The 12,792-nt window shown below is 74.0% G+C and carries 10 protein-coding genes; 8 read left to right on the top strand and 2 right to left on the bottom strand.

Annotated elements, in window-relative coordinates; all coding sequences use genetic code 11:
- The first annotated feature begins 3 nt into the window (after positions 1-3).
- From AB0G17_RS27010 to AB0G17_RS26975, 8 genes are all read left to right on the top strand, one after another.
- Positions 4-1,410, top strand: coding sequence for a hypothetical protein (locus AB0G17_RS27010; RefSeq protein WP_361388055.1), 1,407 nt, complete (start codon positions 4-6; stop codon positions 1,408-1,410).
- Complete coding sequence (locus AB0G17_RS27005; protein ID WP_361388053.1) at positions 1,407-2,576, top strand: hypothetical protein; 1,170 nt, start codon at positions 1,407-1,409, stop codon at positions 2,574-2,576. The genes AB0G17_RS27010 and AB0G17_RS27005 overlap by 4 nt, the downstream gene beginning before the upstream one ends.
- Before the next feature lie 109 nt (positions 2,577-2,685).
- Positions 2,686-3,537, top strand: coding sequence for a DUF6182 family protein (locus AB0G17_RS27000; protein ID WP_361388050.1), 852 nt, complete (start codon positions 2,686-2,688; stop codon positions 3,535-3,537).
- Entirely contained in the window at positions 3,530-4,180 is a 651-nt protein-coding gene (locus AB0G17_RS26995) for a LysR substrate-binding domain-containing protein (RefSeq protein WP_361388047.1), read from the top strand. The genes AB0G17_RS27000 and AB0G17_RS26995 overlap by 8 nt, the downstream gene beginning before the upstream one ends.
- On the top strand, positions 4,180-4,980 hold the full coding sequence (locus AB0G17_RS26990; protein WP_361388044.1) for an alpha/beta hydrolase: 801 nt from the start codon (positions 4,180-4,182) through the stop codon (positions 4,978-4,980). Before AB0G17_RS26995 ends, AB0G17_RS26990 begins: the two co-directional genes overlap by 1 nt.
- Positions 4,980-5,876, top strand: a complete 897-nt coding sequence (locus AB0G17_RS26985) for a methyltransferase domain-containing protein (protein ID WP_361388041.1) — start codon at positions 4,980-4,982, stop codon at positions 5,874-5,876. Before AB0G17_RS26990 ends, AB0G17_RS26985 begins: the two co-directional genes overlap by 1 nt.
- Positions 5,877-5,904: 28 nt before the next feature.
- Complete coding sequence (locus AB0G17_RS26980) at positions 5,905-6,312, top strand: CoA-binding protein (protein WP_361388038.1); 408 nt, start codon at positions 5,905-5,907, stop codon at positions 6,310-6,312.
- A gap of 129 nt (positions 6,313-6,441) precedes the next feature.
- Positions 6,442-7,308, top strand: coding sequence for an alpha/beta fold hydrolase (locus tag AB0G17_RS26975; RefSeq protein ID WP_361388036.1), 867 nt, complete (start codon positions 6,442-6,444; stop codon positions 7,306-7,308).
- A gap of 104 nt (positions 7,309-7,412) precedes the next feature.
- On the opposite strand, the gene fxsT is transcribed toward AB0G17_RS26975, so the two are convergent.
- Both fxsT and AB0G17_RS26965 read right to left on the bottom strand, forming a co-directional pair.
- Entirely contained in the window at positions 7,413-11,387 is a 3,975-nt protein-coding gene (fxsT, locus tag AB0G17_RS26970; RefSeq protein ID WP_361388033.1) for an FxSxx-COOH system tetratricopeptide repeat protein, read from the bottom strand.
- Positions 11,371-12,735, bottom strand: a complete 1,365-nt coding sequence (locus tag AB0G17_RS26965) for a TIR-like protein FxsC (RefSeq protein WP_361388030.1) — start codon at positions 12,733-12,735, stop codon at positions 11,371-11,373. Before AB0G17_RS26965 ends, fxsT begins: the two co-directional genes overlap by 17 nt.
- Positions 12,736-12,792 lie beyond the last annotated feature (57 nt).

The raw sequence follows: 12,792 nt of genomic DNA, 5'->3' as shown, positions 1-12,792 counted from the left end.
GTCGTGGGAGGCAGTGTCGCGGGCCTGGCCGCCGCGCTCGCGCTGGCCGGCTCCGGATGGCGGGTCGTCGTCCTGGAGCGCTCCGCACCACCGCCCCGGGGCGCGATGGCCGACCTGCACAGCCGCTGGCAGCGGCCGACCGTGCCGCAGGCCCAGCAGTCCCACACGCTGACCTCGCTCGGCGTGCGCACGCTGCGCACGCGCGCGCCCGAGGTCCTGGAGCGACTGGTCGCCGCCGGCGCCCCGCAGTTCGACCTCACGCGCGCGTTGCCGCAGGGTGCCACCGACCGGGCCCGCGAGGTGGGTGACGACGACCTGGTCGCGCTGGGGTGCCGCCGCACGACGCTGGAGCTCGTCCTGTACCGCACGGTCGAGGCCCTGCCCCAGGTGGAGATCCGGCACGGCACGACGGTGCGCGGGCTGCGGCTGAGCGCCGACCGGCGGTCCGTGCTCGGCGTGGTGACGACGGGCGGCGCCCATCTGCCCGCCGAGGTGGTCGTGGACGCCACCGGCCGTCGCGCGGCCGCCCGCGGCTGGCTCACGGATGCGGAAGTTCCGGTGCCGGGTGATCTGACCGCCCCGTCCGGGCTGCGCGGCTTCACCCGGTTCTACCGCCTCAGGAGCGGATCCCTGCCCGGGCCGCTGAACCGGGGCCACGCCGCCGGGGACATCTTCGACCACTACGCGGGCGTGCTGCACCCCGGCGACGCGGGCACCTTCGCGATCGCCCTGGGCACGCTGCCCGGCGACACGGAGCTGGACCGGCTGCGGCACACCGCCGCCTTCACCGCCGTCGCCCGCGCCACGCCGGGCCTGACCGCCTGGCTCGACGACGCCGTCAGCGCCCCCATCTCCGCCGTCCATGCGATCGGCGGCCCGGCCAACGCGCTGCGCGCCACCGCCGTGCGCCCGCCCGTGGCGGGCCTGTTCCCGGTGGGGGACGCCGCCTGCGTCACCAACCCGCTGTACGGGCGCGGCATGTCGCTGGCGCTGGCGCAGGCCTTCGGTCTGGCCGACACCCTGGCCGCGCACCCCGCCACGGAACGGACGGAGGCCGCGGCCGAGTTCGCCGACGCGCTCCTGCGGCCGTGGTACGAGCACGCGGCGAGCACCGACCGGGAGCGGATCGGGCGCTGGAGCGCCGTCGTGCACGGCCGGCCCCTGCCGCCCGCCTACGCCGGCTGCCCCGACACGTCCATACGGGCGGCCGCCGCCCAGGACGGAACGGTGTGGCGCGGGCTGATGCGGGTCCTGATGGGGCTGAGCACTCCGGACGAGGTGTTCGGGGACGAGAAGTTCCGCCACCGGGTGGCCCAGGCGCCCCCTGGAGCGGTTCCGGCGAGCACCGCGACCCGGCACCGCCAGGACCTCCTCCGCGCCCTCGTGGCGGCGGAAGGAGGCCCGTCGTGACACCGGTCGCGGCGCCGTCGCGTCGCCGTGTCCCCTCTGTGGCGGAAGGGGCGCCCCGCCGGGTGCTGCTGGCCCCGATCACGATCACCCCGTCCAAACCGCTCACCCCGTCCCACCTCAAGGGTCTGTTCTGGACGGACGTGATGTACCGGGCGACCGCGAGCCTGGCGGAGGTCGACTACCGCTACAGCCCCACCACCTACCATCTCACCGAACAGACCCTGGCCTTCTGGGAGTTCCTGGACCGTACCCGCGGGGACACCGGCTACGCGGAGCTGACGGAGGACGACATCGGCTCGCTGTACGTACGGCACCGCGCCGCGGCGGACCGGGCTCCGGCCGCCGCGCTGCGCCCGTACGCCGACGCCGTCGAGCACCACGGCTGGGTGCACCCGGCCGCCACCCGGGTCCTCGAACTGTGGCGGGGGCACTACGCCCGCCTCGGCCTGTACGACCCCGGGCTTCTCGCCCACCAGCCGCCCGGCCTCGCCCTGGAGGAGATGCTGGAGCAGCTACGCGCGCGTGGGCTGTGCCTGGACCACCGCGGGCTCGGTGGTCCGGTCTACCTCGACCTGACGCGGCACGGCCTGCCCCTGCGGCAGATCGTCACCGCCGACGGCCGCCCCAACTACCTCGCCTGCGCCCTGCGCGAACTCCTGCCGCTCGCGCCGCGCTACGACGAGGTGGTGTTCCTGTACGACCGCGAGCTCGACCCGGACTACCAGCTCCTCGCGCGCGTGCTCGCGCCGCTGGGGCCCGAGGTGCACCGGGTCACGGTCGGGCGCGTCCCGGTGGACGGCGAGATCCGCTCCGCACGCGAAGGCGGCTGGCGGGGCGTGGACGCGTCCGCGCTGATCGAGGCGGCGTCCGCCGACCACGACGAGGCGACGGTCCGGCTCGGCATGCGGCTCTACTTCATCGCGACGCTGGGGCCGGGCCAGTCGCAGTCACACCGGCCCGCGCTGCTGCACCAGTGCCTCAAGCGCGCCGCCCGCCTGCTGGCGGGCGCCCCCGCGACCGCTGAGCCGGATCTGCCCGGACGGCTGGGCGTCCACCGCCGCGACCACACCTACGTGGACCCGTACCGGCTCACCACGAGCCTGCTCGCCCGGCACCGCGCCGCGCCCGCGCGCGATCTGCTGACCGAGGTGTTCCTGTGTCCCTGACCGAGCAGCGGCCCTCCCCGGAGGTGCCCCGGCGCCCCTGGCCGAGCGACGGCTCCCCTCAGCAGGTGCTGTCGACCTCGCGGCCGCTCCCGTCGGAGGTGTGCCCCCCGTGCCCCTGACCCAGCGACACCTCCACGCCGAAGCGTTCCGGCGGTTGCGCGAGGCGCGGCCCGAACTGGCCGCCGCCGTGGGCGAGTCCGATCTGGCCGCGCTGCTGGCGGCGCGCACCCGGGTCGCCGAGCGGCCCGACGCCGACGCCGTCCAGGCGGTCGCGGTCGTGCGCCACTTCGACCCGGCGGCCTGGATCCGTGACGCGTCCGCCTTCGCGCTCGGACTCGCGCCCGACGCCGCCGAAGCCTGGCGGCGCTCATTCACCCGAACGGTGTTCCTGTCCGGGAACCCCGCGAACCTGCTGGGCCGTTACTCCTTCGACCACCTGGCCGAGGACGGGTCGGTCGGCTGGTGCGGCCCGGCACCGGCCGAGAACAGCGCGGGGCTGCGCCGCCTGCTCAAGCTGTTCCTGTCCACGGCCGCGTTCCCGGTAGGCCCGCCGAGAACGGTCACGGTTCCTGCCCCGACCGCCAGTCGGGGTGACTCCGGGGCGCGACGACAGGCCCCGACGCCGGGGCCCGGCGCCGGGCCGCTGCCGCGCGGCGCCGCCCCGCCGCGACCGGCCACGCCGCGACCCGGCCCCCCGCCGAGGGCCGGGGTCCACCGCGACCTCTATGTGGCCGCTTCGGGTGTTCCCGTGCCCGAGGCGCTCGTTCACCTCAACCACCTGGTGGTCGAGGCGGCCCTGGACGGCCTGATCGCGCCGGGAGACCGGCTGACCCTGCGCTCCGTCCCGAGCCTGACCGGCGCGACCGCGCCCTTCGCCGCGCTCCGCGTCGATGTCGACCGCCACCGTCCCGACCGGCTCCGCGCCTTCGCCGCACTGACCGAGGAGACTCCCGATGACTGACCGCACCACCCTTCCCCCCGACGGCTTCCCAGGCACACCACCCGTCCGCCTGGGTATCCACGGCTCGCCCGACCTCGCCGCCGCGATCATCCGCGCGGCGGGCCGCGACGAGAGCGAGGCCGATCTGGTCGGGTACGACGTGGCGGACCCGTTCCGTGGGCTGCGGGCCAAGGAGCTGGACGTCATGATCGTCAAGTACGGGCTGCGGGAGCCGGATCTGGCGGTGAGCCGCCCCGTGGCGGTCGACCCGCGCGCGGTCATCGTGGGCGCCCACCACCCGCTCGCCACGCACGCGTCCGTGTCGGTGGAGGAGCTCGCGGCGTACGAGGGGTTCCGCTGCCCCGGCGCCTTCCCGCAGTACGTGTGGGACGAGGTGGTGCCGCCCCGCACCCCCAAGGGCCGCCGGATCCGCCGCGCGTACGACATGGGCACGGTGAAGGGCCTGATGGGGACGCTCTCCGGGACCGACGCCGTGCATCTGACCTTCCAGTCCCTGGAGGCCATCGCGCCGCCGCAGACGAAGGTGATCCCGATCTCCGATCTGCCGCCCGCGCCGGTCGCCCTGGCCTGGCTGCGGGATCCCGAACCGGGCGCGCACACAGCGCGGTTCATCGAGGACGCCGAGAACGGGAGCACGGTGTGATGACAACGGGTACGAACGGCCGGGTGCCGGTGGTCCTGCTGCACGCGCTCTCCCTGGACTCGTCGATGTGGGACGCGCAGCGGGAGAGCCTGGAGCGGCGCGGGCACCTGGTGATCGCTCCCGACCAGCGCGGCTTCGGCGTCACTCCGCTCGGCGACGAGCCGCCGTCACTGGACACGGTCGCCGACGACCTGGCCCGTGAGCTGGACCGGCGCGGCGTCGAGCGCGCGGTGCTCGTCGGGGTGTCGATGGGCGGCTATGCGGCGATGACGTTCCTGCGCCGGCACCCCGGGCGGGCGCTGGCGCTCGCCCTGCTGTCCACGCGGGCGGACACGGACGACGAGGCCGCGCGCACGGCACGGGAGGGCTTCATGGCTCTCGTCCAGGATCCGGTGAAGGGCCCGGCGCTCATCGAGTCCACCGCGCTCCGGCTGGTCGGCGCCACCACCCGCGCCGAACGCCCGCAGGTGCTGGACCGGCTCGTCAAGGCCGTGGCCGGGTCCTCTCCCGCGTCGCTGGTCTGGGCCCAGCGGGCGATCGCGGCTCGGGCGGACGCCCTGGACGTCCTGCGGGCCACCGACATACCTGCCGTGGTGATCGCCGGAGAGGAGGACGAGCTGGTGACGGAGGCGGACACGCGCGCGATGGTCGAGGCCCTGCCCCGGGGGCGCCTCGTGGTGGTCCCGCGCTCGGGACACCTGCCGCCGCTGGAGACACCGGAGGCGACCCAGGCGGAACTGGACGCCCTCCTGGCCGAACTGGACGCGCTCATGAGCGAGGTCGAGGTGGATCCGCACTGATGCTGACCGACGACCACCGGGCCTGGGGGTTCACCACCTCCACCGGTCTCGGTTTCACCCACCACACCATCGTCGACGCCCACTTCGAGGCGTGCCGGGACGCCTATCTCGGCCTGCTCGGGCAGGCGGGCATCCGGCCCGGCGCACACGTCCTGGACGCGGGGTGCGGCGGCGGGGACTTCCTGCCGTGGCTGGCCGATCTGGTCGGTCCACAGGGCCGGATCTCGGCCGTGGACCTGGCCGAGGAGAACGCCGCGCTGGCCACCGAACGGCTGGCGCGCTGGTCCCCCGCCTGCCCGGTGGACGTCCGCCGCGCCGATCTGCTGGAACTCCCCTTCGCGGACGCCACGTTCGACGCCGTCTGGTGCGCGAACACCGTTCAGTACCTGAGCGACACGGAACTGGCGCCGGCCCTGCGGGAGCTGCGCCGGGTGGTGCGGCCCGGCGGCACGATAGCGGTGAAGGACCTGGACGCGCATCTGATCACGGCCCGGCCGGCGGATCCGTACCTCTTCGCGGACTTCTTCCGCGCGGCCGGGAGGACGCCGGGCTATGCGGCCCAGCTCCTGCGCACCCGTGATCTCCACCGCCATCTGAAGGCCGCGGGCCTGACCGAGGTGCGGCAACGGACCGTCCTGATCGAGCACTTCGCCCCGCTCACCCCGCAGGCCCGGGCTTTCTACGCCCCGAGCTGCGCCCGGCTCGCCGAACAGGCCCTGGCGCTCGGGCTGAGCGACGAGTGGCACCGCTTCACGGACCCGGACGCCGTGGACCATCCGCTCGACGCGCCCGACGGATACATCAGCGAGGGCAATGTGCTGGCCGTCGGCACCGTGCCCGGCGAGCGGGAATTCCCGGAGCCCGTCGCTCGTTCTGCGGGTGAGGAGCACATCTAACGGACCTGCGGTCCGCGGGAGGCACGGAGTGAGCAGCGAGCGGGAGACCATCCGCAAGATCCTGACCGAGACCGGGGACACCTGGGCGGTCGTGGGTCTCTCGTCCAACGAGCGCCGCGCGGCGTACGGAGTGGCGGCGGTGCTGCAGCGGTACGGGAAGCGGATCGTGCCCGTACACCCCAAGGCCGAGGCGGTCCACGGAGAGCAGGGCTATCCGTCGCTGGACGCGATTCCGTTCAAGGTCGACGTGGTGGACGTGTTCGTGAACAGCGAGCTGGCCGGAGACATAGCCGACCAGGCCGTTGCGGCCGGCGCCAAGGCGGTCTGGTTCCAGCTCGACGTGATCGACGACGCGGCGTACGAGCGGACGCGCGCGGCGGGGCTCGACATGGTCATGGACCGGTGCCCCGCGATCGAGATACCCCGGCTGGACTGATCGAGACACCCCGGCTGGGCTGAGCGGGAACCCCCACCGCGCTGTACCGACCGCCCCGCCTCGCTCATACTGGCGCCACGCCCCAACCCCCGGCCCACCAGCCCCCGAACGGCCCCCGGGAGGCGTCCCTTGTTGAAGCTCATCCGCACCCCGGACGGCCGGAAGCTGGCCGTCGAGAGCCGGGGACACCCCCTGGGCAGGCCGGTCTTCCTGCTGCACGGCACACCGGGGAGCCGCCACGGCCCGGCCCCCCGCAGCACCGTGCTCTACCGGATGGGCGTCCGCCTCATCACCTTCGACCGGCCGGGGTACGGGGACTCGGACCGGCGGCCCGGGCGCCGGGTGGTGCACGCGGCGGACGATGTGGCGGCGATCGCCGACGCTCTGGACATAGACGAGTTCGCCGTGGTGGGACGCTCCGGCGGGGCGCCGCACGCGCTGTCGTGTGCCGCGCGGCTTCCGGGACGTACGGCCAGGGCGGTGGCGCTCGTTCCGCTCGCGCCCCGCGACGCGGACGGCCTCGACTGGTTCGACGGCATGACCGAGGACAACGTCCGGGCGTACACGATCGCGGCGGGCGGCCCGGAGGCGGTCACCGCCGCGTTCGAAGTGCGGGCCGGGGAGATACGGGCGGATCCGAAGGCGACGGTCACGGCGATGCACGGCATGGTGCCGGAGCCGGACCGGGAGGTGCTGACGGACGCGGCGATCCGGGCACTGCTCGTCCGCAACTTCGCGGAGGGGCTGCGCTGTTCGGCCGACGGGTGGGTCGACGACGTACTGGCACTGAGCTCACCCTGGCAGTTCCGGCCGGAGGACATCCGTACGCCGGTGCTGCTGTGGCACGGCGAGCAGGACGTCTTCGCGCCCGCGCAGCACACCCGGTGGCTGGCCGAGCGGATCCCGGGCGCGCGCCTCGAAGTGCCCGCGGACGCCGCACACTTCGGCGCGCTCGCGGTGTTCACCCGCGCCCTGCGCTGGGCGGCCTCCTCCTAGCCTCCCCCAAGCTCCTCCCTCTGCCCCCCGGCTGGATCGCACGGGACCGCACGTCCAGCCGCCACCCATCCACCTGTCACCCGCCCACGACAGCCCGCCCGGCCCTAGACCGGCTGGATTTCGATGTCCCGGTCCAGTCGGCGCCAGGAGCGAGCCGACTCCGCGATGGGATGGTCCACGCCCAGGCGTTCGGCGGCCGGTCCGATCACCGCCGCGCGCATCCCGGCAGCGTCCTCGCCCCGGCCCGCCGCCCGCAGGGTGACCGCCAGGTTCGACCGGCAGACCAGCACGTCCGGATGCCATGGGCCGAGCCTGTCGAGCAGTCCCTCCAGCGCCACGTACTCCCACCGCTCGGCGAGGTCCGCCCGGCCCAGATCCCCGTACACATTCGCCAGGTTGACGGCCGCGCAGAGCGTGAAGGGGTGCTGGGGGCCGAGCGCCTGCTCCAGTTGCGCGCGGACCTCCTCGGCCTCCCCGACCGCCTCCTCGGCACCACCGGTCGCCCGCAGGTGGACGACCACATTGGCCCGGCACGCCAGGCTGTAGGGGTGGGACTCGCCCAGCGTCCCCCGGTATCCCTGCAGCATCTGCCGCGCCAGGTCGAGGGCCCGCTCGGGGTCGCCGGTGGCCGCGAGGTCGGCGGCCAGGCTGACGCCGCAGGCGAGGGTGTCGGGCGACGCGGGCCCGTACCGGTCGCGGAACCGCTCGAACGTCTCCCCGGCCAGCCGCAGCGCCTCGTGCGGATGCCCGGCCCTGCGCAGCGAGACGGCCAGGCTCTTGGCGGCGCGCAGCACCTCGGGGGCGTGCGGGTCCAGGACCCGGCGCAGACCGTCCACGACCTCCCGCAGGACATCGACCGACACCGCGTACTCGCCGGTCTCCCGCAGGTCACCGGCCAGATTCGCCTTGGTGACCAGGGTGAACGGGTGGTCGTCGCCCAGCAGCATGCCGCGGCGCTCCACGGTCCGCTCGTCCAGCCGCCGGGCCGCCTCGCTGTCCCCGGTCAGCCGGTAGTCGATCGCGAGGTTGTGCGCGGCGATCAAGGTGCGCCGGTGGGCCTCCCCGAAGAGGCGGCGCATGCCCCGGTAGACCCACAGGTCGCGTTCGAGCGCCTCGGTGAACCTGCCGACGGCGCGCAGGTCGGCGGCCAGGCTGCCGGTGACGATCAGCACGCTGGGGTGGTCGTCGCCGGGATGGTCGTCGTGGAACAGGCGCAGCTGGCGGGCGAGGGTGTCCTCGTCCATCGTCAGCGCCTGTTGGTAACGGCCCTGCGCCCGCAGGGCGTTGGCCAGCTCGAAGCGGATGTTGAGGGTCTGCAGCGCGTCCTCGCCGAGCTGGCGGCTCCAGATCCGGTCCAGCTGGGCGCCGAAGACCCGGGCGTTCTCCAGCTCGCCGCGCCGCAGCAGATAGCGGATCCGGTCGACCATCAGCTCCCGGGCCTTGGCGTCGTCGCTCTCCGCGATGCCTGACGCGTTCAGATGCGGCCAGATCAGCTCGAAGGCGGGCCAGCTCTTGGGGTCGTTGACCGGGTCGTCCCGGTCGACGCCCTCGGTGGGGCGTGCCTGCGCCAGGATGCGGTGGACCACTCGCTTGGCCTCGGCCTGCTCCTCGGCGCTGAGCGCGTCGCGCACGGCAGCCTGGACGAGGCGGTGCACCTGGATGCTGCTGTCCGCCGGGTCCACCTTGGCGAGGGCGAACCGGTTCAGCGTCTGGATGACCCGGCCCAGCATGTACCGCTCGCGCAGATCGGCGTCGTACGGAAGCAGCGCGTCGAACATCGCGTCGCTGCCGATGAGCCGCATCGAGACGGGTTCAGCCGAGAAGAACGAGCAGATCTCCAACAGGCGCACCGCGGCCCGGGACTCCTCGCGCAGCCTGCTGATGGAGATGGCCCAGGTCGCGCCGAACCGTAGCCCGTACCCCTCCGGCGTGCCGAGCGAGAGGACCATGGTGCTCTGCTCCGCGAGCTGGCGCAGATACGCGTCCACGGGCGTCGCCGTCTCGGCGAGCCAGGCCGCCGCCACCTCCACGGCCAGCGGCAGGTCGCCCACCGCGTCGGCGACCCGGTCGGCGTCCTCGGGCGGCATGCCCGCAACCCGCCAGGTCAGGTGCTCGACGCTCTCGAACCGGCTGAAGACCTCGACCTGGGTGCTCTCCACCCGGTTGGTGGCCGGTTTGTTGCGGCAGGTGGCGAGGAGGTGCCCGTAGACGGAGCCGGGGAGCGGCCCGATGGCTTCGGGCAGCCGGCGCAGCGCACCGTCCACGTCCTCCACGTTGTCGAAGATCAGCAGCCAGCGCGGGTAGCGCTCGCCGCGCAGGAGTTCGTGGAGGGCCGCCATGGCCGCCTCGGCCACCACGTCCCCCGCCCGCAGGTCCATCTCGGCGGCGAGCTGTGCCAGCGAGGCCACCAACAGGTCGGGCCGCTCCGCCTCGATCCACCACACCAGGTCGTAGTCGGCCCGGAAGCGGTGCGCGTATTCGAGCGCCACCTGCGTCTTGCCGACGCCGCCGAGTCCGTACAGGACCTGAGGCAGGCGCTGGGCGGAGCGGCTGTCGCCGCGCAGCTGGTCGCGCACCCGGTCGAGCAGGTCGGTGCGGCCGGTGAACCAGCTGTTGCGCGGCCGTACGTTCCAGATCCGGGGCGCGTTCCCGGGGAAGCGGGGCCGGTCGGGGGCGCACGGGAGCGCGGGGGCGGCCTCGGCGCGACCCAGCGCGCCGAGCAGCGCGGAGGCAGCCTCGGCCTCGCCCACGCGCACCAGGTCCACCGCGCGCAGGCCGCCCGGCGGCGGTGTGAGCCGTACGTCGCCGACGCGCACCGGCAGCACCTGACGGCGTCCGCCCGCCCGGTCGGGGGCGGGCCCGCTGTCCCACAGGCCGCGCCCCGCACGGGACTTGAGGTAGGGCGGGGAGGCGATGTGCAGGACGCGGTGGGCGCCGTCGTCGCCGGGATCCGGCTCCATCAGGGCGGCGCCGGGGTCGCGGACGTCCACCGGGAAGGCGCGGAAGCCCGCCGCGCCGAGCACGGCGGCCACCCAGTCCACCCACATCCGGTCCTCGGAGACGTGGTTGAGCACGATGTTCGCGGGCGAGGCGGGCCTGCGCCGGGTGAAGGCGGCGACATGGGCCAGCCGCAGCGACTCGTCGATCGGCGGCAGCCCGGTGACCTGCCCGTGGGTGAGCACCGAGGTGAGCCGCTCGCAGGCGGCGAGCAGGGAGCTGCCGAGGTTGGGCGGGTCGCCGAAGGTCGCCAGGACCTCCTCGTAGGCGTAGAAGGGCCGGTACGGGATCTCCACCGTGCCCCAGTAGCTGTCGGCGGCCTCGCCCGTCAGCCCACTGGGCAGGCCCTCGAAGTACTCCCGGGCGAGTGCCCGTCCGGCGTCGGCCTTCTCCTTCTCGCCCTCGTCGATGCGGGTCGGCACGGGCAGGATGCGGATGTTCCGCTCCTGGTAGCGCTCCTCGATGTAGCGGGCGACGGCCGAGGCGCCGTCGATGCTCTGGTCGCTCAGGGTGAAGCAGACGACGAGGACCTGGGGCATCTGGACCGTGCAGATGTCGGCGATGTCGCTGAGTCCGGTACGGCTGTCGATCAGGGTGAAGTCGTAGTGGCGGCGCATGTCGTCGCTCATGGCGTCGAAGAACTGGCCGCCGCCGGAGTGCTCGTAGAAGTGGTCCCAGTCCATCCGCCCCACGACCGAGGAGTAGTCGCGGTTGCGGCGGCCCGCCGAGAGGAAGTCCAGGCTGCCGCCGCTGGGGAAGGACCAGTCGAGGGTGACGGCGTGCGGGCGGACGCGCGCGTAGGCGCGGTGCCAGTCCGGGGCGCGCTCGCCGGGCCGCCGGGCCTCCTCCTGGTACTCGGTGATCAGGTTGATCAGGCCGGGGGTGGCCTCCAGCTCGCGCAGGTTGAGGAAGGGGTGGAAGAAGCGGTGCAGGCCGGGCGCCTCCAGGTCCCAGTCGACGGCGAGCACCCGGTGGCCGTTGGCCGCCAGGATCCAGGCGCAGTTGGCGAGCGCCATCGTGCGTCCGGTGCCGCCCTTGTACGAGTAGAAGGTGATGACGGTCCCGTCACGGTTCTCGGCCATCTGGAGGGTCCTCCACCTGTTCGGCCTTGCTCTTCCCGGCGGCGCGCTGTTCCGGCTGGTCCCCGGTGCGGCCGCGGGCCGCCCGGCCGAGCCCGACCCCGTCCGGCAGGACGTGGGGCAGCGGGCTGCCGGGCCCGGCCGGCCGGCCCGTGCGCGCGGCGCTCTCGTAGTGCCTGACCGCCGACCGGACCGCCCTGGGGAGCTCCTGGCTGAAGGCTTCCAGAGTAGGCAGCCCGCCGCCCTGCGTCAGGTGGCCGGGGCTCTGCCGCAGCCGCGTCCCGAGCACTTCGTCCGCGACATGGCGCAACTCGGCCTCGCGCGGGGGCGATTCGGGGTCGGCGCGGTTCCAGGGAACCATCACGCTGAGCCACGGACGCGGCTCGGCACACAGCCGCCGCACCAGCTCCCGGTGGCGCGGGGAGTCCAGCGCCCAGCGGTCGAGCAGCAGCAGCCCGGGGGCGTCGGGCGGCCCCGGGCGCAGCAGCCGGTCGGCGCTGTCCTCGAACTCCGCGAGGCGCACGCTGTAGTTGAGGTTGACCACGAGGTCGGCGGTGTGGCGGGCCAGCGGCCGTGCGGAGAGCGGGTGGTACGGGTTCCAGTCGGTGGGCCGGGGGCCGTAGCAGTCGGGGCCGCGCCCGCGCGGCAGGCCGTCGCGGGAGCAGGCGAGGACGGTGACGTCCAGGTCGCGGCCGGGTCCGGGGGCGGCGCCGAAGGCGGAGGTGAGCGTCGCGTAGTCCTGGAGCGGGTCGCCGTCGGCCACCTGGGTGCGCTCGGCGACGCTCACGATCCGCTTGGCGAGCTGGTAGACGGCGTGCTCGTAGTGGTCGCGCAGATACGTCAGCTTGATCATCCCGTAGAAGCCCTCGTCGGCGTACTCCTCGCCGAAGTCCGCGTGGTCGAACCGCAACCTGCGGGCCGCTTCGGGGAGTTGGTGCGGCAGGACGGGGATCCAGAGCGCGGGGATGATCGCCGGGGGCGAGTGGTGCTCGCTGCGCGACTGGTGGAGCGTGTCGCGCCCGGCGAAGGCGAACCACTCCCGGCCGCACTGCTCGCTGAGGAAGTAGCGCGGCGAGTAGAGCGGTACGAAGACGCGGCAGTGGGCGAGCGCCTCGGTGATCTGCCCCTGCCAGTCCTCGCCCGGGCGCACATGCTGGTCCATGAACCCGGCGGGCACCCCCGCCGGGAGCGCGGTCAGCTGCATGACGTGCGCGGACAGGTCGCGGAAGAAGCGCTGCACCCAGAGGTTGGGGTCCTTGTCGCGGGGATCGTTCTTCGGTGTGTGCGCGTAACTCAGGAAGAAGTACGGCCTCGGCTCGTGCCCCCCGCCCCGCGCGGCTCCGTGCGGCACCGCTCCCTCCCGGTCCGAGTGGGTAGGTCCTCAGTGTAGAAAGCGAGCGATGCGCGG

The sequence above is a fragment of the Streptomyces sp. NPDC023838 genome (genome assembly GCF_040639555.1).
Lineage (GTDB): Bacteria > Actinomycetota > Actinomycetes > Streptomycetales > Streptomycetaceae > Streptomyces.
The sequence above is the reverse complement of the archived record's forward strand: the minus strand, read 5'-3'. Positions and strand labels throughout refer to the sequence as shown.

Coding starts and splice junctions, on each gene's coding strand:
- AB0G17_RS26990 (WP_361388044.1), top strand. CDS start 4,180: ATGACAACGGGTACGAACGGCCGGGTGCCGGTGGTCCTGCTGCACGCG.
- AB0G17_RS26995 (WP_361388047.1), top strand. CDS start 3,530: ATGACTGACCGCACCACCCTTCCCCCCGACGGCTTCCCAGGCACACCA.
- fxsT (WP_361388033.1), bottom strand. CDS start 11,387: ATGGCCGAGAACCGTGACGGGACCGTCATCACCTTCTACTCGTACAAG.
- AB0G17_RS26985 (WP_361388041.1), top strand. CDS start 4,980: ATGCTGACCGACGACCACCGGGCCTGGGGGTTCACCACCTCCACCGGT.